21 protein-coding genes are annotated in these 22,365 nt (G+C 69.1%); 6 read left to right on the top strand and 15 right to left on the bottom strand.

The genetic code is table 11. From position 1 onward, the window contains the following. Positions 1-126: 126 nt before the first annotated feature. Entirely contained in the window at positions 127-1,635 is a 1,509-nt protein-coding gene (locus tag M3190_RS09665; RefSeq protein WP_251580748.1) for a tetratricopeptide repeat protein, read from the bottom strand. Next, positions 1,628-2,947, bottom strand: a complete 1,320-nt coding sequence (locus tag M3190_RS09660) for a replication-associated recombination protein A (protein WP_251580747.1) — start codon at positions 2,945-2,947, stop codon at positions 1,628-1,630. Before M3190_RS09660 ends, M3190_RS09665 begins: the two co-directional genes overlap by 8 nt. A gap of 119 nt (positions 2,948-3,066) precedes the next feature. Here M3190_RS09660 and M3190_RS09655 point away from each other — a divergent pair, with 119 nt between their 5' ends. From M3190_RS09655 to M3190_RS09645, 3 genes are all read left to right on the top strand, one after another. After that, complete coding sequence (locus M3190_RS09655; RefSeq protein ID WP_251580746.1) at positions 3,067-3,393, top strand: dioxygenase; 327 nt, start codon at positions 3,067-3,069, stop codon at positions 3,391-3,393. 58 nt (positions 3,394-3,451) lie between these two features. After that, the gene (locus M3190_RS09650; protein WP_439958022.1) at positions 3,452-4,714 is read left to right on the top strand and encodes a DUF349 domain-containing protein; all 1,263 of its coding nucleotides are present in this window, start codon (positions 3,452-3,454) and stop codon (positions 4,712-4,714) included. A 91-nt stretch (positions 4,715-4,805) separates the two neighbouring features. Further along, entirely contained in the window at positions 4,806-5,357 is a 552-nt protein-coding gene (locus tag M3190_RS09645) for a type IV toxin-antitoxin system AbiEi family antitoxin (protein ID WP_251580744.1), read from the top strand. Here M3190_RS09645 and M3190_RS09640 read toward each other — a convergent pair. The 10 genes from M3190_RS09640 to pdxS form a co-directional block, all read right to left on the bottom strand. Then, positions 5,336-7,603: a RelA/SpoT family protein gene (locus M3190_RS09640; RefSeq protein ID WP_251580743.1), complete on the bottom strand. Its 2,268-nt coding sequence runs from the start codon at positions 7,601-7,603 to the stop codon at positions 5,336-5,338. The genes M3190_RS09645 and M3190_RS09640 overlap by 22 nt on opposite strands. Before the next feature lie 69 nt (positions 7,604-7,672). Beyond that, complete coding sequence (gene secF, locus M3190_RS09635; protein WP_251580742.1) at positions 7,673-8,662, bottom strand: protein translocase subunit SecF; 990 nt, start codon at positions 8,660-8,662, stop codon at positions 7,673-7,675. Continuing rightward, a complete protein-coding gene (gene secD / locus M3190_RS09630; RefSeq protein ID WP_251580741.1) occupies positions 8,662-10,377 on the bottom strand; it encodes a protein translocase subunit SecD in 1,716 nt (571 codons plus the stop codon). Before secD ends, secF begins: the two co-directional genes overlap by 1 nt. Before the next feature lie 38 nt (positions 10,378-10,415). Next, entirely contained in the window at positions 10,416-10,865 is a 450-nt protein-coding gene (locus tag M3190_RS09625; RefSeq protein WP_251580740.1) for a preprotein translocase subunit YajC, read from the bottom strand. A gap of 76 nt (positions 10,866-10,941) precedes the next feature. Then, positions 10,942-11,973 (bottom strand): Holliday junction branch migration DNA helicase RuvB, encoded by a 1,032-nt coding sequence (gene ruvB / locus M3190_RS09620; protein WP_251580739.1) that lies wholly within the window; start codon positions 11,971-11,973, stop codon positions 10,942-10,944. Continuing rightward, complete coding sequence (gene ruvA / locus M3190_RS09615; RefSeq protein ID WP_251580738.1) at positions 11,966-12,577, bottom strand: Holliday junction branch migration protein RuvA; 612 nt, start codon at positions 12,575-12,577, stop codon at positions 11,966-11,968. The genes ruvB and ruvA overlap by 8 nt, the downstream gene beginning before the upstream one ends. 77 nt (positions 12,578-12,654) lie before the next feature. After that, entirely contained in the window at positions 12,655-13,218 is a 564-nt protein-coding gene (gene ruvC, locus M3190_RS09610; RefSeq protein ID WP_251580737.1) for a crossover junction endodeoxyribonuclease RuvC, read from the bottom strand. A gap of 53 nt (positions 13,219-13,271) precedes the next feature. Next, complete coding sequence (locus tag M3190_RS09605; protein ID WP_251580736.1) at positions 13,272-14,036, bottom strand: YebC/PmpR family DNA-binding transcriptional regulator; 765 nt, start codon at positions 14,034-14,036, stop codon at positions 13,272-13,274. Positions 14,037-14,094: 58 nt separating this feature from the next. Then, positions 14,095-14,685, bottom strand: coding sequence for a pyridoxal 5'-phosphate synthase glutaminase subunit PdxT (gene pdxT / locus M3190_RS09600; protein WP_251580735.1), 591 nt, complete (start codon positions 14,683-14,685; stop codon positions 14,095-14,097). After that, on the bottom strand, positions 14,682-15,572 hold the full coding sequence (gene pdxS / locus M3190_RS09595) for a pyridoxal 5'-phosphate synthase lyase subunit PdxS (protein ID WP_251580734.1): 891 nt from the start codon (positions 15,570-15,572) through the stop codon (positions 14,682-14,684). Before pdxS ends, pdxT begins: the two co-directional genes overlap by 4 nt. A 40-nt stretch (positions 15,573-15,612) precedes the next feature. On the opposite strand from pdxS, the gene M3190_RS09590 reads away from it, so the two are divergent. Beyond that, complete coding sequence (locus M3190_RS09590) at positions 15,613-16,962, top strand: aminotransferase class I/II-fold pyridoxal phosphate-dependent enzyme (protein ID WP_251580733.1); 1,350 nt, start codon at positions 15,613-15,615, stop codon at positions 16,960-16,962. Beyond that, positions 16,959-17,810, top strand: a complete 852-nt coding sequence (pdxY, locus tag M3190_RS09585; RefSeq protein ID WP_251580732.1) for a pyridoxal kinase PdxY — start codon at positions 16,959-16,961, stop codon at positions 17,808-17,810. The genes M3190_RS09590 and pdxY overlap by 4 nt, the downstream gene beginning before the upstream one ends. 21 nt (positions 17,811-17,831) lie before the next feature. On the opposite strand, the gene M3190_RS09580 is transcribed toward pdxY, so the two are convergent. Then, positions 17,832-18,380, bottom strand: a complete 549-nt coding sequence (locus tag M3190_RS09580; protein WP_251580731.1) for an HIT family protein — start codon at positions 18,378-18,380, stop codon at positions 17,832-17,834. Then, entirely contained in the window at positions 18,377-20,386 is a 2,010-nt protein-coding gene (gene thrS, locus M3190_RS09575) for a threonine--tRNA ligase (RefSeq protein ID WP_251580730.1), read from the bottom strand. The genes M3190_RS09580 and thrS overlap by 4 nt, the downstream gene beginning before the upstream one ends. 154 nt (positions 20,387-20,540) lie before the next feature. On the opposite strand from thrS, the gene M3190_RS09570 reads away from it, so the two are divergent. Then, a complete protein-coding gene (locus M3190_RS09570; protein WP_251580729.1) occupies positions 20,541-21,707 on the top strand; it encodes an SLC13 family permease in 1,167 nt (388 codons plus the stop codon). On the opposite strand, the gene M3190_RS09565 is transcribed toward M3190_RS09570, so the two are convergent. Beyond that, the gene (locus tag M3190_RS09565; RefSeq protein ID WP_251580728.1) at positions 21,708-22,364 is read right to left on the bottom strand and encodes a DNA alkylation repair protein; all 657 of its coding nucleotides are present in this window, start codon (positions 22,362-22,364) and stop codon (positions 21,708-21,710) included. It lies immediately after the preceding gene. Position 22,365 lies beyond the last annotated feature (1 nt).

Here is a 22,365-nt window from a genome sequence, read left to right as displayed (position 1 = left end):
CACGGGCGTATCGCCTTCTCTCGCCCTTTCGGACTGCACGCCGGGGCACGCCGGAAGGTGGGAAAGAGAGAAGAGGATGCCCGAAAACACGGTTTCGAGCCGGTCAAGTCTAACAGACGAGCCGGATCATCCCCGGTCACGTGCCAGGTCGAGGGCACCAGGAGGGTAGAACGGCATCGACTCCCTCGCCGCGTCATCCACCGGGTACCACCCGACGCTCGTCTCACCGTCGAGCACCGGCAGTCGACCGCCCCGCGGGAGTGCCTCCAACTCCGCGCTCCGGACGGCGAAGACATAGGCGATCTCGTGCCCGGCACGGCCTTCGTTGTCGAAGATGTTCTCGAGCACGCCGAGGAGCCGGGTCTCGGTGACGGTCGCGCCCAGCTCCTCGAGGATCTCGCGACGGACGGCGGCTTCCGCGGTCTCCCCCGGTTGCACCCCTCCGCCCGGGGCGCGCAGGAAGGCAGGGCGCGCCGATGTGGCGGCATACTCCTCAGCGAGGACCCGACCGTCCTGGATCACGACCGCGACCGCGATGACCCGGATCCGGGGGCGCGTGTGGAGCTCATCGGCGTAGGCGCGCAGGGCGCGACCGTACAGCGGCACGTCGCCTGAGAGCGCTCCGAGCGCGGTGCGGAGGGCACGCGCAGGTTTGTCGTCGTCGAAGAGCGCGAGTGCCTCGAATCCTCGGGCGGCGGGGGCCAACGGGTCAGACGGATCGATGGCCTTCAGCACCGCGATCGCGCCGGACGGGTCACCCACGTTCCGGAGCGAACTCGCGAGCTGAATGAGGGCTTGAGTGCGGAAGGGGGCGCCCAGACCGGCATCCAGCGCCCGCCGGTAGAGCGGGACAGCCGCCGCCTCCTCGCCGAGGAAGTCTTCGACCGACGCGCGCTCGAACAGCGCTCGCGGGTCATCGGCCGCACGGTGGGACAGCACGTCCTCCATCGCCGCGCGCAGTGCCTCGGGCTGCGCGTCTGCGGCGGCGTCCCACACATCCTGGACGCGCCGTTCCCACGCATCAGGCGCCTCCGGGCCCGTGGGAGGACTGATCAGGAGCGCCCGGATGCGACGCTGCAACTGGGAGAGCCGCGCATCGTCGAGAGGAGCACGGACGAATGCGCTCATGCCGCGGAGTGCGACGCCTGCATCGCTGAGCTCACCCGTCAGCAGGTGCTCGAGGAACTCAGCATCCGGCACCTCTCTCACCGTGCCTGACTCGCCCTCCCCCCACTCCGCCGGGCCTGCGGGGGCACAGTCGGCCGCGATGAGCACATGCTTCCGGCGCGTGGAGTTGGCTCCGCTCCACTCGGAACCCGCATGGAAGACCGCCGCGGGGGCGTACCCGGTCTCCTCCCGCAGTTCGCGAAGACCCGCCTCGCGAGGCGTTTCACCAGGGTCGACTGCGCCGCCCGGGATCTCAGCAAGCATCCGGCGAGGACCGACACGGAACTGCTCAAAGAGGACCACGGTCCCGTTCGCGGTGAATGCGACGACGGCGACGGTGTCATGCTGTTCGAGGATGTCCCACTGGGTCTGCGTGCCATCCGGCATCCGATAGGCGTCGCGTCTGATGCGAGCGAAACCCTCGTACGCGACCTGACTCGACTCGCGGGTCCATTCTCCTTCAGTCACCGAGGATCTTCCGGATCTTCTCGAGACGGGCGGAGATGTCGCGCTCGACGCCGCGCGAGGTCGGTTCGTAGTAGCGCCGGCCACGCAACTCGTCGGGCAGGTACTGCTGCGTCGCGACCCCGACATCGAGATCGTGCGGGTAGACGTAGCCTTTGCCGTGACCCAGTCGTTTCGCGCCCGCGTAGTGCGCGTCGCGCAGGTGCACCGGGACACGACCGAAGCCGCCGGCGCGCACGTCGGCGATGGCGGCGTTGATCGCGGTGTAGGCGGCGTTCGACTTCGCCGTCGTCGCGAGATACGCCGTCGCCTCCGCGAGCGGGATCCGACCCTCGGGCATCCCGATGAACGCCACCGCGTCCGCGGCGGCGACCGCGATCTGCAGCGCCTGCGGGTCGGCGAGACCGATGTCCTCCGCGGCCGAGATCACCAGGCGGCGGGCGATGAAACGCGGGTCCTCCCCCGCTTCGATCATGCGGGCGAGGTAATGCATCGCGGCGTCCGGATCGGATCCACGGATCGACTTGATGAAGGCGCTGATGACGTCGTAGTGCTCATCGCCCTGCCGGTCGTAGCGGAGGAGCGCTCGGTCGACGGCCTGCGCGACGTGTTCCGCGGTGATGACAGGCGGATCGCCGCCCGGTTCGGCCATGGCCGCAGCGGCCTCCAGCGAGGTCAAGGCGCGACGCGCGTCCCCGGACGCGAGATGGACCAGGGCGGCACGGGCCTCATCGGAGAGCTCGACGGCGCCGGCGAGACCGCGGGGGTCAGTCACCGCGCGATCGATGAGCATGCCGAGGTCCGCGTCGGTCAGCGGCTGGAGCGTGAGGAGAAGGGAGCGGGACAGCAGCGGAGAGATCACGGAGAACGAGGGGTTCTCCGTCGTGGCCGCGATGAGGATCACCCAGCCGTTCTCGACACCGGGCAACAGGGCATCCTGCTGCGCCTTCGTGAAGCGGTGGATCTCGTCGAGGAAGAGGATCGTCGACGTCCCGTACAGATCTCGTTGGGTCATCGCCTCCTGCATGACCTCGCGCACGTCCTTGACCCCGGCGGTCACGGCGGACAGTTCCACGAAGCGGCGACCCGACGTGCGCGCGATGGCCTGAGCGAGCGTGGTCTTACCGGTCCCCGGCGGCCCCCAGAGGATGACCGACACGGCACCGGTGGTCGCGCGTCCCGGGTCGGCGAGGGCGACGAGCGGTGAGCCGGGACGCAGGAGGTGCGTCTGTCCGGCCACCTCGTCGAGAGACGCAGGACGCATCCTCACAGCCAAGGGCGTCGCTCCACGGAAAAGCGCGTCACTCGGGGCCATCCTCCCAGGCTAATCGCCACCACCGACATCGTGACCGCGTCGGTTTGGAACGGATGCCGCGAACTGAATAATGTGCAGGGGGCTGCGCGGCAGAGCGCGGCACGGACGAAAGGGTCGCCGTGGCAGCGGGTAGGAGCAAGGGGCGTGACAGCGCGCAGGAGCGCGAGCGCGCCCGCGTGTACGAGGCTCGCCGCCGATTCCACGCATCCGTCGATCAGCGGCGGCGACGCGACAACCTGATCGCGGGCGTCGCGGGCGGTCTGCTCATCGTCGCTTTGCTGGGTGCTCAGGTCGCGTACTACACCGTCGGACCCGGTACCCCGGAACCCGCACCGACACCCACCGCGCCCGCTTCTCCGAGCGGGACACCCAGCCCCGACGTCAGCGGATCGCCGACGCCGTCCCCCTCGCCGTCGGACACACCGACCGCCTCTCCCACTCCGTGACCGCCGTACTAGGCTGAGTCACTAATCCGACCCCCATGCGGCGCATGCCGCCGACGAGGTGACCCCCGTGAGTTCCGCCACCCCTGAATCCGCCGAGACCCAGCCGTGGGGCCGCGTCGACGACGACGGCACCGTCTCCGTCCGCGAGGGCGACCAGTGGCGTGTCGTCGGACAGTACCCCGACGGCACGTCCGAAGAGGCGCTGGCCTACTTTGAGCGCAAGTTCGCCGACCTCGCATCCGAGGTCACCCTGCTCGAAGTGCGTCACCGTCGCGGCGGGGCGTCGGCCTCCGACCTCCGTGCCACGGCCCGAGCGATCCGCGAGCGCCTGGACGGCGCCGCCGCTGTCGGTGACCTGGCCTCGCTGGAGGCTCGAGTGACCGCCTTGGAGGGTGCCCTCTCGGAGGCGAGCGCGGAAGAGGCGCAGGCGCAGCGCGCTGCGGTGGATGCCGCCGTGGCCGAGCGCGAGTCGATCGTCGCGGACATCGAGGCGATCGCCGCCAAGGACCCGCGCTCCATCCAGTGGAAGCAGACGACGGCCGACGTGGCGGCGCTGTTCGCGCGCTGGCAGGAGCACCAGAGCACCGGCCCCCGCCTGCCGAAGTCGGTCGGCCAGCAACTCTGGAAGCGGTTCCGCGACGCTCGTGCCGTCATCGACAAGAACCGTCGCGAGTTCTACTCGAGCCTCGATGAGCAGCACAAGAGCGCCCGCGACGCGAAGACGCGCCTGGTGGAGCGCGCGGAAGCCCTCGCCCCTCAGGGCGAAGACGGCATCGCCGCCTATCGATCCCTGCTCGACCAGTGGAAGTCGGCCGGCCGCGCGGGCAAGAAGGCCGACGACGCGCTGTGGGCTCGATTCAAGGCGGCCGGTGACGTCCTCTACGGTGCCCGCATCGAACGTGAGAACGCCGACGTCGAGGCATCCAAGGAGAAGATCGAGGCCAAGCGCGCCCTCCTCGAGGAGGCTGCCGGGGTCGCGAAGGAGAAGGACAACACCAAGGCGCGCACCCTCCTCACGAACATCCAGCGTCAATGGGATGAGATCGGTCGGGTCTTCCCTCGCGAGACCGAGCGGGGGCTGGACGACCAGCTGCGCAAGGTCGAGAACGCGCTCAAAGCGCGCGAGGACGAGGACTGGAAGCGGAACAACCCCGAGACCAAGGCGCGTCAGAACGACATGACGAGCCAGCTCCAGGATGCGATCTCCAAGCTGGAGGGCGAGCTCGCCGCCGCGGAAGCCTCGAAGGACAAGGCGGCGATCGCGAAGGCCAAGGACGCGCTCGAGGCTCGCAAGGGCTGGCTGCGCGCCCTGGGCGGCTGAGCACTCTCCGCACATCGTCGGAGGGTGACGCGTTCTCCACAGAACGCCGGCACTGCCGTTCGGTCACGCCTGGTTGTCGCAGACTGCCGTCATGTGGCCGTTCCTGTACTTCTCGGGCGACCGTCTGTCGACCGCGGAACTGTCAGCGGCACGGCTCGACGGCCACGTCGTCGAGATCGGTGAGGCGTACATGCCCGCCGACGCCGTCGAGACCCGCGAACTGCGCGCGGCCTCGTTCCGCGGACTCACCGGCGCCCACCGCGCCGTCTCGCATGCCAGCGCGGCTTGGGTTCATGGTGCGATCCCCGATCCTCCCCTCATCCACGCCCTGCAACGCGCAGGGCGGACCCGTGGCGCCTTCCCCGTGGACGCTCGGATCCGCTTCCGGGACGTCGAGCTGCCGGCATCCGATGTCGAGATGATCAGCGGCGTCGCGGTGACGACCCCCGTGCGCACCCTCGTCGACCTCGTCCGCGACGCCGTCACCGTTGCCGCGCCGTCACGCGTGGTCGACGACGTGCTCGCGTGGCGGCCCGAGCTTCTGGGCGAAGCGATCGCATGGCTCGAGGCCGCCGGGCCGGTCCACCACAAGCGAGCCGCCGCCGCGGAGCTGCGCCGCCGTCAGGAGGATGTGACGCGGTAGACGTCGTACACCGCGTCGATGCGCCGGACCGCGTTCAGCACACGGTCCAGGTGCACGGTGTCACCCATTTCGAAGACGTATCGGCTGAGCGCGAGACGGTCGTTCGTCGTCTGGACGGATGCCGAGAGGATGTTCACATGGTGCTCGCTGAGCACACGCGTGATGTCGCTCAGGAGGCCCGACCGGTCGAGGGCTTCGACCTGGATGTGGACGAGGAAGACGCTCTTCGACGTCGGCGCCCACGAGACCTCGATCATCCGATCGGGCTGGTCACGGAGCGCGGCCGCGTTGGTGCAGTCCGCACGGTGGACGGACACGCCGCTGCCGCGCGTGACGAAGCCCACGATCTCGTCACCGGGCACCGGTGTGCAGCACTTCGCGAGCTTGACCAGGATGTCGGGGGCGCCGCGGACGAGCACACCCGAGTCGCCGCCTCGCGGTGCCTTCGAACGGCCGACGGCAGGCAGGTCGATCGGACCGGTGGAGGTGTCCTCCTCCTCCGAGCGCACCAGGGCCGTGACCTTCTCGATCACCGACTGGGTCGATACGTGCCCCTCGCCGACGGCGGCGTACAGGGCGGTCACGTCCTCGTAGCGCAGCTGGTGCGCGACCGCGGTGAACGAGTCCTGGTTCATCAGCCGCTGCAGCGGCAGGTTCTGCCGACGCATCGCGCGCGCGATGGCGTCCTTGCCCTGCTCGACCGCCTCGTCGCGGCGTTCCTTCGTGAACCAGCCGCGGATCTTGTTGCGCGCACGGGTGCTCTTGACGAACGCCAGCCAGTCCTGGCTCGGCCCGGCATCCGGGTTCTTCGAGGTGAACACCTCGACGACGTCGCCCGAGTGCAGCTCGGACTCCAGCGGGACGAGCCGGCCGTTCACCTTGGCGCCCATCGTGCGGTGACCGATCTCGGTGTGCACGGCGTAGGCGAAGTCGACGGGGGTCGCACCGGCGGGGAGTCCGATCACACGCCCCTTGGGCGTGAAGACGTAGACCTCCTTCGCGCCGATCTCGAAGCGCAGCGAATCGAGGAATTCGCCGGGGTCGGCGGTCTCGGCCTGCCAGTCCGAGATGTGGGCGAGCCACGCCATGTCCTGGTCGATGGCCTTGGAGTCCGCCTTGCCGCCGGCGATCTGCTCCTTGTACTTCCAGTGCGCCGCGACGCCGTATTCGGCCTGCTGGTGCATCTCGTGAGTACGGATCTGGATCTCGACCGTACGCCCGCCGGGGCCGATGACGGTCGTGTGCAGCGACTGGTACAGGTTGAACTTCGGGGTGGCGATGTAATCCTTGAACCGGCCCGGGATCGGCGTCCAGCGCGCGTGGATCGCGCCGAGCACCGCGTAGCAGTCACGCACCGTGTTGACCATGACACGGATGCCGATGAGGTCGTAGATGTCGTCGAACTCGCGACCGCGGACGACCATCTTCTGGTACACCGAGTAGAGCTGCTTGGGACGACCCATGACCCGCCCGCGGATCCGAAGATCGCGCAGATCGGTCTCCACGGCGTCGATGACCGTGTGCACGTACTGCTCGCGCTGCGGCGTCCGCTGCTTCACGAGGGAGTCGATCTCGGCGTAGAGCTTGGGATGCAGCACCGCGAACGACAGATCCTCGAGCTCGCTCTTCGCGGTCTGGATGCCGAGACGGTGCGCCAGCGGTGCGTAGATCTCGAGGGTCTCGCGCGCCTTCTTGGCCGCCTTCTCAGGGGGCACGAAGCCCCAGGTGCGCGCGTTGTGGAGTCGGTCCGCGAGTTTGATGAGAAGGACGCGGATGTCCTTGGACATCGCCACGATCATCTTCCGGACGGTCTCAGCCTGTGCCGCGTCGCCGTACTTGACCTTGTCGAGCTTCGTCACACCGTCGACGAGCATGGCGACTTCGTCACCGAAGTCCGCGGTCAATTGGTCGAGCGAGTAGTCGGTGTCCTCGACCGTGTCGTGCAGCAGCGCGGCAGCGATCGCGCGCGGACCGAGGCCGAGCTCCGCGAGGATCTGCGCGACGGCGAGTGGATGCGTGATGTACGGCTCGCCGCTCTGACGCTTCTGCGAGGCGTGCGCCTTCGCCGCGGTCCGATAGGCGCGCTCGACGATGGCGATGTCGCCCTTGGGATGGTGCACCCGCACCGTCCGCATGAGCTCCTCGAGCGCATCCCTCGACGGGGCGCGGGAGAAGATCCGCGGCACCAACCGCCGCAGCGACTGACCGCCCGTCGCGGTTCCTGTGGGAGTGACCGCTTCAGCCATGCGATCTCCTCCCCTCTGTCCGCACGCGCGTGGAACTGGAGGTCAATCCTACGCCCGCGCGCATCCGGCTCAGACCGCGGCGACGGCGGCCGAACGGGCCTCGATCACGCGCTGATCCCGTGCCTTCAGCTCGGACTCGTTCTCCCGCAGCAGCGAGTAAAGCGGGGCTGCGACGAACAGCGTCGAGTAGGCGGCGACGATCGTGCCGACGAAGATCGAGAGGGAGATGTCGGTCAGCGTCTGCGCCCCGAGCCACAGGGCACCGATGAACAGGATCGCACCGGTCGGCAAGACGGCGACGACGGTGGTGTTGATCGAGCGGACGAGGGTCTGGTTCACCGCGAGGTTGACCGATTCGCCGAAGGTGCGACCCGACTTCTCGCCGTCTTCGAACGTGTTCTCGCGGATCTTGTCGAACACGACGGTCGTGTCGTACAGCGAGTAGGACAGGATCGTGAGGAAGCCGATGACCGCCGCGGGCGAGATCTCGAACCCGAACAGCGCGTAGACCCCGACGGTGACGACGAGCACGTCGACGAGACCGATCATCGCGGCGACGGACATCTTCCACGTCCGGAAGTAGAGCGCCAGGATGAGGAACGTCAGAACGAGGAAGATGACGAGGCCCCAGAGGGACTGCCGCGTCACGCTCTCGCCCCAGCTCGGACCGATGAAGGACGAGCTGACGCTCTCCTCAGACACCCCGAACGTCGACACGAGCGCATCGGTGACTTCGCGCGTTTCCAGTTCACCCAGCTGGTCGGTCTGGATGCGCAGGCTGTCGTCGCCGACCGTCGTGACGCGGGTCGCGGCATCCGGGACCACTGACTGCACCGCATCGGTCGCGCGCAGCTGATCCGGAGAGGCGACGTCGTTGACGGTGAACTGCGATCCACCGGTGAACTCGATCGAGAACTGGATGGGACGGAAGACCGGAACGAGCGCCGAGCCGATCACGAGGATCGCGGCGATGAGGAACCACAGCCGCCGGCGGCCGACGAACGGGAAGGAGACCTTCCCGGTGTACAGGTCGTTGCCGAAATCGTTCATGGAACGCATCAGTCGTCCCCCTCCCCTGCCGAGCGGGTATCGCCGCTCTGTTGCGCGAGCTTGCGCTCGGCGATCGTCTGACGGCGCACCGCCTCGCTCCGCGATCGCGAGGAGCGCTTCTCGGCCTGCGACTTGCCGCCGGCGGCGACCGGTGCGCGGAACTGCGCACGACCGCGGTACACCGCGCCGAGAGCGGTCGGGTCGAGCCCGGACAGCTTGTGCCCGCCGCCGAAGAACTTCGTCCGGGCCAGCAGCTGCAGGACCGGGTGCGTGAAGAGCACGAAGATGAGCACGTCGATCACGGTCGTGAGACCCAGCGTGAACGCGAAGCCCTTCACCGTCGCGTCGGCGAGGATGTAGAGCACGACGGCGGCGAGGATGTTGATGGACTTGGAGATGTAGATGGTCCGCTTCGCCCGCGCCCACCCGTCCTCGACGGCGCTCGTGATCGACTTGCCATCGCGGAGCTCGTCGCGGATGCGCTCGAAGTAGACGATGAACGAGTCGGCGGTGAAGCCGATCGTCACGATGAGGCCCGCCACACCCGCGAGGGACAGCCGGAAGCCCATCCGCCACGCGAGGATGCAGAGCGTGATGTACGTGAGGATGCCCATCACCGCGAGCGACGCGATGATGACGGAACCGAGCGCGCGATAGACGACGAGCGAGTACACGGCGACGAGCGCGAGACCGATGAGGCCCGCGACGAGACCGATGAGCAGCTGCTGTGAACCCAGAGTGGCGGAGATCGCGTTGCTGCTCTGGACCTCGAAGCTCAGCGGAAGGGCACCGTACTTGAGCTGGTCGGCGAGCGTCTTCGACGTGTCCTGATCGAAGTTGCCGGTGATCTGCGGCTTGCCGTCGGTGATGACGGCGTTCATCGAGGGAGCGGAGATGACCTCGCCGTCGAGCACGAAGGCGAACTGGTTCTGGGGCGACTGCAGGTTGAACAGGCGCTGGCTGATCTCGCCGAAGGTCTCGGTCCCGGCGCTGTCGAAGACGATGTTGACGGCCCACTGACCGTTCTGCGAGTTCAGACCGTTCGTCGCGTCGGAGATCGCTGACCCATCCAGCTCGACGGGGCCCAGGAGGTACTTCGCCGAACCGTCGGCGTCACACGTGATGAGCGGCTCGCCGGCCGGCTGCTGCGCAGGGTCGTTCGCGGGATTCGCACAGTCGTATGCGAGGAACTCGGCCTGGACCTCTTCGGTCGCCCAGGACAGGTCGCTGCCATCGGTCGGCGACGGTGTGGGTGTCGCGTTCAGTGAGGGGCCCGGGGTCGGATACGGCGTCTCGTTGCCGTCCTCGCCCACGAAGGTGTTGCTCGGGGCGGCCGTGTACAGCACGGCGCGCAGCTGCATCTGCGCCGACCGGCCGATCCGGTCGCGCGTCTCCTCATCCGCGATGCCCGGGAGCTGCACCACGATCTGGTTGCCCGCCTGCGTGGTGATGTCGGTCTCGCCGACACCAGAGGCATCCACTCGCTGACGGATGATCGAGACGGCCTGCTGCATCTGATCGGCGGTGGGCTGTGCGCCGTCCTCCGTCTGCGCCTGGAGGATGATCTGCGTGCCGCCCTGCAGATCGAGCGCCAGTTCCGGGACCCAGGAACTCCGCTCGAAGAGGTACACGCCGGCGGCGTTCACGCCGAAGAGGACGGCCGTGAGGGCCAGGAGTCCGATCAGAGCGCGCCACGCGCGGCGGACGGGAGTGGATGAAGCCACGGAGGGAACTTTCGTGAGGGGCCGCCGGAGCGGGGAGGTCAGGCCTTGGGCTTGTCGTCCGCGTCGGGCGTACCGTCGACGGGACGGATCTCCGCATCGGTCTCGTCGCGCGAGACGATCACGTCGTCGCCGGGAACCTGCTCGGTCTCATCGACCTCCGGCTCCTCTTCTTCGACGGCGCGCAGGATCGCCTGGCTGTGGACCTCGACGACCGTTCCCGGGGCGAGCTCGACGTGGGCGGGCTTGGAGAGGTCGGTCGGGTCGTACTCGACGATCGTGCCGTAGAGACCGCCCTGAAGAAGGACCTTCACGCCGGGCACCATCTGCAGGGCCTTCTTCTCCTGCTCCTCCTTCATCCGCTTCGTGCGACGACGCGAGCTGATGAACATGAAGACGAGCAGACCTGCCAGCAGGATGAGCAGGCCGTAGTCCGTGAAGAAGTTGCCTCCGGTTGCCTGCGTGGTGTTCTGCTGGGAGAGAAGCAACATGAACGGGTGTCCGCCTTTCGGGTGGGCACGCCGCAGCGATGCGGCGAAGAGGGTGGGAGGCCGAAGCCTTCAGCGATTATAGGTCATCGAGGGTCAGCGCCCCGTCGTGGCGGGGGATGCCCAGGTGAGCGTAGGCCTCGGGGGTCGCGACCCGACCACGGGGCGTGCGCCCCATGAACCCGATGCGGACGAGGTAGGGCTCGACGACGGACTCGATCGTGTCGGCCTCCTCCCCCACCGTGACCGCGAGGGTGTTGAGCCCGACGGGACCGCCGCGGAAGCGTCGGACCAACGCGTCGAGGACGGCGCGGTCGAGTCGGTCCAGCCCCAGGTCGTCGACGTCGTAGAGGTCGAGCGCCGCTGACACGTCCGTCGTGGTCGCCTGGGTCGACGACCCCCCGTGCACGACGACGTAGTCGCGCACCCGGCGGAGCAGCCGGTTCGCGATGCGCGGTGTGCCCCGCGACCGGCGCGCGATCTCCGCACGGGATGCCGCCGGCAGATCGACATCGAGCATCACCGCTGAACGGGCGATGACCTGCTCGAGTTCGATCGGCTCGTAGTACTCGAGGTGGGCGGTGAATCCGAAGCGGTCGCGCAGGGGGTTCGGCAGCAGCCCCGACCGCGTCGTGGCACCGACGAGCGTGAACGGTGCGAGATCGAGCGGGATGCTGGTGGCCCCGGCTCCCTTGCCGACCATGATGTCGACGCGGAAGTCCTCCATCGCGAGGTACAGCATCTCCTCGGCCGATCGCGCCATGCGGTGGATCTCGTCGATGAAGAGCACCTCGCCGGGCACCAGGCTCGACAGAAGAGCCGCGAGGTCGCCCGCGTGCTGGATCGCCGGACCGCTCGACATCCGCAACGGACGCTCGCTCTCGTGCGCGACGATCATGGCGAGGGTGGTCTTGCCGAGACCCGGAGGCCCGGAGAGCAGGATGTGGTCCGCGGGCCGCTGCTGGATGCGAGCGGCGTCCAGCAGCAACTGGAGCTGTCCGCGCACCTTCATCTGGCCGATGAACTCGGCGAGCGATCCGGGGCGCAGCGCGCCTTCGACGGCGAGCTCGGTCTCGTCCTCGGGCAGACGCTGGTCGCGGGCGTCAGACACCGGTGCGCTCCGCCCGCGCCGGGCCGAGGTGGGCGAGCGCCAGCTTCAACAGCGCCGGCACGGAGGCACCCCCCGGCGCCTCCGACAGCACGTTCTCCGCAGTCTCGCTCGCGACGCGCTCGCTCCATCCGAGGGCGACGAGCGCGGCGGTGAGCTGGACGCCGAGTCCCGGAGCCGCGGGCGCGCCCGGCGTCGTGCGGGTCGGCGCCGTGAGCTTGCCCGCGAGTTGCACGACGATCAGCTTCGCGGTCTTCGGGCCGATACCCGAGACACGACGGAAGGGAGCGTCGTCCTCGTCGGCGACCGCGCCGGCGATCTGATCGACCGTGAGCGCCGAGAGCACGCCGAGCGCGGACTTGGGACCCACCCCGGACACGCTCAGCAGGTGCCCGAACACGTCGAGCTCGGATCGGTCCTCGAACCCGAACAGCAGCATGGCGTCCTCACGGACGATCATCGAGGTGTGGACGAAGACCTCGTCACCGAGGTGGAGCTGACGCGCGTGCTGCGCCGTTACGGCGACCGAGTACCCGACCCCGTGCACGTCGATGACGACCGAGTCCGGTTCGAGGTGCAGCACACGGCCGCGCAGCGAGGAGATCATGGGTCGAGCCTAGACGAGCGTTCGGACCTATGTTCGAGCGACACACCCGACACGGAGGACCCCCGCCGCGTCCGCCCTCAGCGACGCGACGCCTTCTCGGCGGCGGCCCACGCCCGCTGGGCCGGAGTGAGGGTCGCTGTCGCGGGCGCGGCGGACGCGCCGCGTCGCCAGGCGTGGCACAGGGCGAGCGCGAGGGCGTCGGCGGCATCCGCCGGCTGCGGCAGAGCGTCGAGCCGGAGCACGCGTGCCACCATCGTCTGCACCTGGAGCTTCTCGGCGTTGCCGTAGCCCGTGATCGCCGCCTTGACCTCCGAGGGTGTGTGGGTCGCGGCAGGCAGGCCGTGTTCGGCTGCGAGCAACAGGGCGATGCCGCTGGCCTGCGCCGTGCCCATCACAGTGCTGCGGTTCTGCTGGGCGAAGACGCGCTCGACCGCGAGCACGTCGGGACCGTGCTCGGCGATGACCGAGCGGATGCCCGCCGCGATGCTCGCCAGCCGCTGCTCGATCGGCGCATCCGGGGAGGACCGCACGACACCGACGTGCACCAGCGACGCGGACCGGTCGGCGCGCACGTCGACGACCCCCACGCCGCAGCGGGTGAGTCCCGGGTCGACCCCGAGGACGCGAAGAGCGGATGCCACTCCCCCACGCTAGGCGGGAGGTGCGGCATCCGCTCGTCGGCGCGCCTGTGTCGTCAGTCCTCGTCGTCGGTCTCGAGCTCGGCCTGGACCTCCGGCGTGAGGTCGAAGTTGGCGTACACGTTCTGCACGTCGTCGCTGTCCTCGAGTGCGTCGATGAGGCGGAAGATCTTGCGCGCGGTCTCGGCGTCGATCTCGACCTTGAGGTTCGGGACGAACTCGACGTCGGCCGAGTCGTATTCGATGCCGGCGTCGGTCAGCGCGGTGCGCACCGAGACGAGGTCGGATGCCTCGGTCACGACCTCGAAGCCTTCGGCGCGCGGCTCGATCTCCTCGGCGCCGGCCTCGAGTGCCGCCATCATGAGGTCGTCCTCGGTCGTCCCCTCGCCGGCGACGACGATGACGCCCTTGCGCGTGAAGTTGTAGGCGACGGAGCCGGGATCGGCGAGCGTGCCGCCGTTGCGGGTCAGCGCGGTGCGGACCTCCGCAGCGGCTCGGTTCTTGTTGTCGGTCAGACACTCCACCATGAGCGCCACGCCGTTGGGCCCGTAGGCCTCGTACATGATCGAGGTGTACTCGACCGACTCGCCGCCGATGCCTGCACCGCGCTTGATCGCGCGGTCGATGTTGTCCTTCGGGACCGACGTCTTCTTCGCCTTCAGGACGGCGTCGAACAGGGTGGGGTTGCCCTGCAGGTCGGCCCCGCCCAGCTTGGCGGCGACCTCGATGTTCTTGATGAGCTTCGCCCACGACTTCGCACGGCGGGCGTCGATGACGGCCTTCTTGTGCTTCGTGGTGGCCCACTTGGAATGTCCGCTCACGGGACTCCTCTCGGAAAAAGCGCAGGTGCCAGTCTACGACCGCGCCGACGGAGGGCCGCTACGCGTCACGGATGCTCGCCAGGAACATCTCGTGGAAACGCGTCTCGGCGTCGAGTTCCGGGTGGAAGGACAGACCGATGACCGCGCCCTGTCGGGCGCCGACGACCCGCCCGTCCGACAGGGTGGCGATCGCCTCCGCGGCAGGTCCGACGTCTTCCACCACGGGGGCCCGGATGAAGGTCGCGCGCACCGTCGGCTCGCCGATCGACGGCACGTCCAGCTCCGTCTCGAACGACTCGACCTGACCACCGAAGGCATTCCGGCGCACCGTCACATCCAGACCGCCGAACGTCTGCTGCCCCTCGATCCCGTCGACGAGTCGGTCGGCGAGGAGGATGAGGCCGGCACACGTGCCGAGCACCGGCATCCCTGCATCGATCGCGGATATCAACGGCTCACGCATGCCGAAGGCCCGTGAGAGCTTGTCGATCACGCTCGACTCGCCGCCGGGGAGCACGACCCCCTCGACCAGAGCGAGCTCCTCCGGCCGACGGATCGGGACGACGTCGGCGCCGAGCCCCCTGAGCACGCGGGTGTGCTCCCGCACGTCGCCCTGAAGCGCGAGGACGCCGACGCGCGGCGCGGTCACCAGCCCCGCTCGGCGAGGCGGTGGGGCGCGGCCAGGTCGGACACGTTGATCCCGACCATCGCCTCACCCAGCCCGCGCGACACGTCCGCGACCACCTTCGGGTCGTCGTAGAACGTCGTCGCCTTCACGATCGCGGCTGCCCGCTCCGCAGGATTGCCGCTCTTGAAGATGCCGGAGCCCACGAACACCCCGTCGGCGCCGAGCTGCATCATCATGGCGGCATCCGCGGGCGTCGCCACACCGCCGGCGACGAAGAGGACGACGGGCAGGGCGCCCGTCTCCGCGACCTCGGCCACGAGCTCATACGGCGCCTGCAGCTCCTTGGCCGCGACGAACAGCTCGTCCTTGGGCAGGGCCGCGAGGGCGGCGATCTCGCCGCGGATCTTGCGGATGTGCTTCATCGCCTCCGAGACGTCACCCGTGCCCGCTTCGCCCTTGGAGCGGATCATCGCAGCGCCCTCGGTGATGCGTCGCAGGGCCTCACCGAGGTTGGTCGCGCCGCAGACGAACGGAACCGTGAAGCCCCACTTGTCGATGTGGTTCACGTAATCAGCGGGCGAGAGCACTTCGGACTCGTCGATGTAGTCCACCCCGAGCTCCTGCAGCACCTGGGCCTCGACGAAATGCCCGATGCGCGCCTTCGCCATCACGGGGATCGAGACCGAGGCGATGATGTCGTCGATGAGGTCGGGGTCGCTCATGCGCGCGACACCGCCCTGGGCTCGGATGTCGGCCGGCACGCGCTCGAGCGCCATGACGGCGACGGCGCCGGCGTCCTCCGCGATCTTCGCCTGATCGGCGGTGACGACGTCCATGATGACGCCGCCCTTGAGCATCTCTGCGAGGCCGCGCTTGACGCGTGCGGTCCCCGTCGTGTTCGTTGGCATAGGCCAAAAGTTACCATGACTCGGACATAGACTCGTCCCTATGGCAGACGGTGTCCCGATCGGCGGCGAGACCGCTGCGGAGATCGCCGACAGCATCCGCGCCCTCATCGACCGGGGTGATCTCGCACCCGGGGCCGCACTCCCCTCCGTCCGCGCGCTCGCCGAGATCGTCGGCGTCAACCGCAACACGGTCGTCGCCGCCTACCGTCAGCTCGCGGCCGCAGGGGCGGTCGAGACCGCGGGGCGCGCCGGCACGCGCGTCTCGCCGCGATCCGATCCGGCGCAGGAGGGCTTCGCGGCCGACACGGTCCTGCGCGACATCGGAACAGGCAACCCGGATCCGACGCTCATCCCGGACCCCTCGCACGCCCTGTCGAGCCTCGCGGGACGCCCGGTGCTCTACGGCGAGCCGACGATCGACCCGGATCTCTACGCGTGGGCGTCGCACTGGATCGGCACGGACCTCCCGGGACGCGACGACCTTCGCCTCACCATCACCGGTGGCGCCGTCGACGCGCTCGAGCGTCTCTTCGCCGACGCGTTGACCCGTGACGACGCCGTCGGGCTCGAGGACCCCTGCTTCCTTTCCGCGCTCCGCACGGTGCGGATAGGCGGGTACCGGCCGGTCCCCATCCCCGTCGATGAGCAGGGGATGACCGTCGCGGGCCTCCGTGCGGCGCTCGAGGCCGGTGTGCGCGCTATCGTCTGCACACCCCGCGCGCAGAATCCCACCGGCGTCAGCCTCACCGCCGAGCGCGCGGCGGAGCTGCGCGCGGTACTCGAGCGGCATCCGTACGTCCTGGTGATCGAGGACGACCACTTCTCCATGCTGTCGAGGGAGCCGTACCACTCGATCATCGGACCGAGCCACCATCGATGGGCCCTGATCCGATCCGTGTCGAAGTTCCTCGGTCCCGACATGTGCCTGGCCGTCACGGCGAGCGACTCCGAGACCGCGGAACGCCTCGCCCGCCGGCTCAGTCCCGGATCCACCTGGGTGAGCCACCTGCTGCAGCGCCTCGTGCTCACGCTCGTCTCCGACGACGCCGTGTTGACGCGGGTCCAGGACGCCGCGCGTCACTACCGGTCGCGCAACGAGGCCTTCGCGGCGGAATTGTCGCGCGTCGGTCTGCCGACGACCGCCGGTGACGGGCTGAGCGTCTGGGTGCCCCTCCCCGCACCGGCGCGCGCCGTGGCGGAGCAGCTCATGCGTCGCGGCTGGCTCGCCCGTCCCGGAGACGAGTTCGTCCTCGCCGATCAGGACGCGACCCACCGGCTGCGGCTGACCGTCCACGACCTGTCCGACCTCGACCTCGCGCGCCTGGCCGCCGATGTCGCCGCCTCGGCGCGAGCGATCGCGCCCTCACCGGAAGCGAGCACCGCCCCGTGAAGATCCTCTCCATCCAGTCCGCCGTCGCCTACGGGCACGTCGGGAACTCCGCCGCCGTGTTCCCCCTGCAACGCATCGGCGTCGAGGTGTACCCCGTCTACACCGTCAACTTCTCGAACCACACCGGGTATGGCGCGTGGCGCGGCCCGCTCATCAGCCCGCAGGACGTCGCCGATGTCATCACCGGGATCGAGGAACGCGGCGCGTTCGGCGAGATCGACGCAGTCCTCTCCGGCTACCAGGGCGGCGAGGGGATCGGCGACGTCATCCTCGACGCCGTCGCGCGTGTGAAGGCCGCGAACCCCTCCGCCATCTACGCGTGCGACCCCGTGATGGGCAATGCGAAGAGCGGATGCTTCGTGGCCCCCGCCATCCCGATCCTGCTCCGCGAGCGCGTCGTCCCCGCCGCGGACCTCATCACGCCGAACCAGTTCGAGCTCGGTTTCCTCACCGGCACGGAGCCCTCCGACCTCGCGTCGACCCTCGAGTCGGTGGATGCGGCCCGGGCCATTGGTCCGTCGACCGTGCTCGTCACGAGCGTCGAGCGACCCGACCGTCCCGAGGGCACGATCGAGATGCTCGCGGTCACCGACGACGGTGCGTGGATCGTCCGCACACCCCACATCCCGATGAAGGCGAACGGCTCGGGCGACGTCACAGCGGCACTGTTCACGGCGCACTTCCGCCGGAGCGGCGACGCGGCCGACGCCCTCGCGCGGACGACGTCGAGTGTTTTCGACCTGCTGCAGCAGACCTACGACGCCGGTTCGCGCGAGCTGCAGCTCATCGAGGCCCAGGAGGCCTACGCCCACCCGCGCATGCAGTTCGAGGTCACGCAGGTCCGCTGACGAGGCAGGACGGCCGGCTCGTCAGATGACGGGCCAGCCGTCGGCCACGGCCTGCCGAACCTCGCCGAGCAACTGCGGCAGCGCCTTCGTCTTGGCGATGATCGGGAAGAAGTTCGCGTCCGTCGCCCAGCGCGGCACGACATGCTGGTGCAGGTGCTCGGCCACACCGGCGCCGGCGACCGTGCCCTGATTCATGCCGAGGTTGAACCCGTCGCACTTCGCGACCGTCCGCAGCACTCTCATCGCCACCTGGGTCAGCGCGCCGATCTCGGCGACCTCCTCCGGGGTCGCGTCGTCGTACGTCGCGAAGTGACGGTAAGGGCAGACCAGCAGGTGTCCCGAGTTGTACGGGAACAGGTTCAGAAGGACGTAGGCGGTCTCGCCGCGCGCGACGATGAGGCCTTCGTCGTCGGTCTTCGCCGGAGCAGCGCAGAACGGGCAGTCGTGCTTCAGCGGCTCGGGGCCCGCCTGGATGTACGCCATCCGATGCGGCGTCCACAGTCGCTGAAACTCGTCAGGCACGCCTGCCAGCTCGGCGGAGTCCTCGACCCGGCGGTTGTCGTCCGTCATGTCAGGTCCGCGGCGGTGTTGACGAGGGTGTGGTCCGCGATCGCCGCGACGATCTTGTCGATCGCCTCGTCGACGGGGATGCCGTTGGTCTGGGAGCCGTCGCGGAATCGGAACGAGACGGTGCCGGCCGACCGGTCCTGCTCTCCCGCGATCAGCTGCACCGGCACCTTCTGGGTGGTGTGCGTGCGGATCTTCTTCTGCATGCGGTCGTCGGAGTGGTCGACCTCGGCTCGCACGCCCCGCGCACGCAGCCGACCGACGATCTCGTCGAGGTATTCGCCGTACTGCTCGGCGACGGGGATGCCCACGACCTGCACCGGAGAGAGCCACACGGGGAACGCCCCTGCGTAGTGCTCGAGCAGGATCGCGAAGAAGCGCTCGATCGAACCGAACAGGGCCCGGTGGATCATGATCGGGCGGTGCTTCTCGCCATCCGGTCCGGTGTACTCGAGCCCGAAGCGCTCGGGCAGGTTCGGGTCGACCTGCACCGTCGACAGCTGCCAGGTGCGTCCGATCGCATCCTTCGTCTTCAGGTCGATCTTCGGGCCGTAGAAGGCCGCCTCGCCGGGAACCTCCGTCAGCTTCAGACCACTCGCGAGGGCGACGTTGCGGAGCGCATCGGTCGAGTACTGCCAGAACTCGTCGCTCCCGATCCACTTCTCCTTCTCGTCGTCACGCATCGACAGCTCGAGCTCGAATTCCTCGAGACCGAAGTCGCGGAGCATCGAGATGACGAACTCGAGGACACGGGTCGCCTCCGCCTCCAGCTGGTCGGGAGTCACGAACAGGTGCGAGTCGTCCTGGGTGAAGCCGCGCACGCGCGTGAGCCCGTGCAGGGCACCGGAGAGTTCGTTGCGATAGACGGTGCCGTTCTCGGCGAACCGGAGGGGCAGGTCCCGGTAGCTGCGCGCACGCTCCTTGTAGATGAGGATGTGCATCGGGCAGTTCATGGGCTTCAGGTAGTAGTCCTGGCCCTGCTTGGTGACGTTCCCGTCGGCATCCCTCTCCTCGTCCATGACGATCGGAGGGAACATGCCGTCCTTGTAGGTCACGAGGTGGTTCGAGGTGAGGAACAGGTCCTCCTTCGAGATGTGCGGGGTGTACACGTAGGTGTACCCGCCCTCGATGTGGCGGCGGCGCGCATGCTGCTCCATCTCACCGCGGACCACACCGCCACGGGGGTGCCAGACGCTCAGGCCCGAGCCGATCTCGTCAGGGAACGAGAAGAGGTCGAGTTCCTTGCCGAGCTTGCGGTGATCGCGCTTGGCGGCCTCCTCCAGGCGGTGCTGGTAGGCCCGCAGCTCGTCCTTCGACGGCCACGCGGTGCCGTAGATGCGCTGCAGCTGCGGGTTCTTCTCGCTGCCGCGCCAGTAGGCGCCGGCCATCCGGGTCAGATCCCATCCGTTGCCGACCATCCGCGTGTTCGGGACATGCGGTCCGCGGCAGAGATCCTTCCACGCGGTCTCGCCGTCCCGGGTGACGTTGTCGTAGATCGTGAGCTCACCCGCGCCGACTTCGACGGACGCGCCCTCGGCTGCCTCCTTCGTGCCGCCCTTGAGCCCGATGAGCTCGAGCTTGAACGGCTCGTCGGCGAACTCAGCGCGCGCCTCGTCGTCGGTGACGACACGACGGACGAAGCGCTGCCCCTCGCGAACGATGCGCTCCATCTCCTTCTTGATGGCCTTGAGGTCCTCCGGAGTGAACGGCTCCTCGACACCGAAGTCGTAGTAGAAGCCGTCGGTGACCGGCGGACCGATGCCGAGATTCGCCTGGGGGCGCACGCGCTGCACGGCCTGCGCGAGGATGTGGGCCGTCGAGTGGCGCAGGATGTTCAGCCCGTCGGGGCTCGACACGGTGACCGGCTCCACGCCCTGAAGCGTGTCCACGACCGTGGCGAGGTCCTTCAGCTCGCCGTCGACGCGCAGGGCGACGACGGAGCGGTCGGGGAACAGGGCGAAACCGTCGGCGGGGAGGGCGACGTCCGCCGGGGCGATCGGATCAGACAAGGAGGATCTCCAGAAGGTGGCTCGGATCGAGGTGACTCAGCTTCGAGCGCTGTACGCGCTCCGCCCGCTCAGGCCCGCGGCGTTCGCGTGCCGGTGATGTGGGACACCCGGCTGTTCTGCATCCTGCGAGTCTACTGGCCTGCCACGAGGGGCGATGATGGATGCCGTGAAGCTCGCTCTCGCGGGGGTCGTCCTGCTCGTGGGCGCGATCGTCGCCGCCGCCACCGGCATCCTGCCCCTCTCCGACCTCGGCACCGTCGCCGAGCGCGTCCTCCCGATCCTCGCGTTCGTCGTCGCCGTGACGGTGGTGGCCGAGCTCGCCGCCAAGGCCGGGGTGTTCGACGTGACGGCGTCCTGGCTCGCACGACTGTCCCGGGGCCGCACCGCCGTCCTGTGGCTCCTCGTCGTCGCCCTCGCGATCGTCACCACCGCTTTCCTCTCGCTCGACACGACGGCGGTGCTCCTCACCCCCGTCGTGATCGCCGTCGCCCGCGCGAACGGCCTCCCACCCCTCCCCTTCGCCCTCACCACCGTGTGGCTAGCGAACACGGCGTCCCTCCTGCTGCCGGTGTCGAATCTCACGAACCTGCTCGCCCTGGCGCGGATGCCGGGTGCCGCCGATCCGGCATCGTTCGTCCTCCTGCTGGGCCCGTCGGCGGCCGTCGCCGTCCTCGTCACCGTCGCCCTCCTGTGGGCCTTCCACCGGCGCTCGCTGGTCGGCACCTTCCCGGTCGCGCCGCCGCCACGGGTGAGCGACCGCCTGCAACTCATCGCGGCATCCGTCATCGTCGTCGCCCTGCTGCCGCTCCTGGTCAGCGGGGTCGAGCCGTGGATCCCCGCGACAGCGGCCGCGCTCGCGCTGATCGGACTGTTCGCGTGGCGCTCGCCGAAGGCGCTCGGGCTCCGACTGGTGCCGTGGTCGCTGCTCGTCTTCGCGGCGGGGTTGTTCTCGGCGGTGGCCGCCCTCGAGGCGTGGGGCTCGGGGCAGGTCGCCACGGCGGTCGCCGGTGCCGGGTCGCAGCCTTTCGACCTGCTGCGGATGTCAGGGACGGCGCTCGTGACCGCGAACGCCCTCGACAACCTGCCGGCGTACCTCCTCCTCGAATCCGCCGCCGGAACGCCGGAGCGGCTCGCGGCGCTGCTGATCGGTGTCAACGCCGGGCCGCTGATCACCCCGTGGGCGTCTCTGGCCACGCTGCTGTGGCACCAACGGCTCGTCGCCGCAGGCGTACACCTGCCGTGGCGCCGATTCGTCACATGGGGGCTCGTCGGGGCCCCGCTCGTGGTCGCCGCCGCCACGGTCCCGCTGCTGCTGCGCTGATCAGAGGTGCTTCAACGCCTCGCGGCGGCTGAGCGGGCTGAGCGCGTGCGCCGACACGTACGCCGACACCCACTCCGGGTAGGCCCGCGCGGCGTCTCGGAGGGCCCACCCGATCGCTTTCCGGATGAAGAACTCAGGGTCGTGGAGGTTCTGCTCCAGGACATCCGACAGAAGGCGGAGATCAGTCCGCTCGCGGCGACCGAGCTGACTGAGGACGGCGAGGCGTCGCAGCCACAGCTCCTCGCTCACGCACCACCCGCGTACGAGCGCCTCACCGTCACGCGGATGCTCGTCGAGGAGCTCCCGGATGCGCCCGCTCAGCTCGTCGGTGATGTCCCACCAGCGCCCCGTCCGCACCATGTGTTCGACGAGCGGCACGATCCGAAGGTCCGCGCGGGCGGGCGGGGCGGCGAGCAGCATCATGGCCGCGTACCGCTCCTCGCGATGGGATGCCGCATCCCACAGCTCCCTCGCGTCGGCGAGGACGCGCGCGGCATCGGCTTCCCCCGCGACCGCGGCGCGTGCGATCCGACGGGTCTCCGGGACGCGCACCCCGAGAAACGGGAGGGTCGACTTCATGTAGGCCTGCTGGCCGGCGGCCTGCTCCGGATCTGCGGCGGCTCGCAGCCGCGCACGGATCTCGTCGAGGTGGAGCACG

The organism is Microbacterium oleivorans (assembly GCF_023715745.1).
Taxonomy (GTDB): Bacteria; Actinomycetota; Actinomycetes; order Actinomycetales; family Microbacteriaceae; genus Microbacterium; species Microbacterium oleivorans_D.
The sequence above is the reverse complement of the archived record's forward strand: the minus strand, read 5'-3'. Positions and strand labels throughout refer to the sequence as shown.

Coding starts and splice junctions, on each gene's coding strand:
- M3190_RS09570 (WP_251580729.1), top strand. CDS start 20,541: ATGATGGATGCCGTGAAGCTCGCTCTCGCGGGGGTCGTCCTGCTCGTG.
- M3190_RS09580 (WP_251580731.1), bottom strand. CDS start 18,380: ATGACGGACGACAACCGCCGGGTCGAGGACTCCGCCGAGCTGGCAGGC.
- ruvA (WP_251580738.1), bottom strand. CDS start 12,577: ATGATCTCCTCGCTGCGCGGCCGTGTGCTGCACCTCGAACCGGACTCG.
- M3190_RS09645 (WP_251580744.1), top strand. CDS start 4,806: ATGTGGCCGTTCCTGTACTTCTCGGGCGACCGTCTGTCGACCGCGGAA.
- secF (WP_251580742.1), bottom strand. CDS start 8,662: ATGCGTTCCATGAACGATTTCGGCAACGACCTGTACACCGGGAAGGTC.
- M3190_RS09590 (WP_251580733.1), top strand. CDS start 15,613: ATGGCAGACGGTGTCCCGATCGGCGGCGAGACCGCTGCGGAGATCGCC.
- pdxS (WP_251580734.1), bottom strand. CDS start 15,572: ATGCCAACGAACACGACGGGGACCGCACGCGTCAAGCGCGGCCTCGCA.
- M3190_RS09625 (WP_251580740.1), bottom strand. CDS start 10,865: ATGTTGCTTCTCTCCCAGCAGAACACCACGCAGGCAACCGGAGGCAAC.
- M3190_RS09660 (WP_251580747.1), bottom strand. CDS start 2,947: ATGGCCCCGAGTGACGCGCTTTTCCGTGGAGCGACGCCCTTGGCTGTG.
- M3190_RS09640 (WP_251580743.1), bottom strand. CDS start 7,603: ATGGCTGAAGCGGTCACTCCCACAGGAACCGCGACGGGCGGTCAGTCG.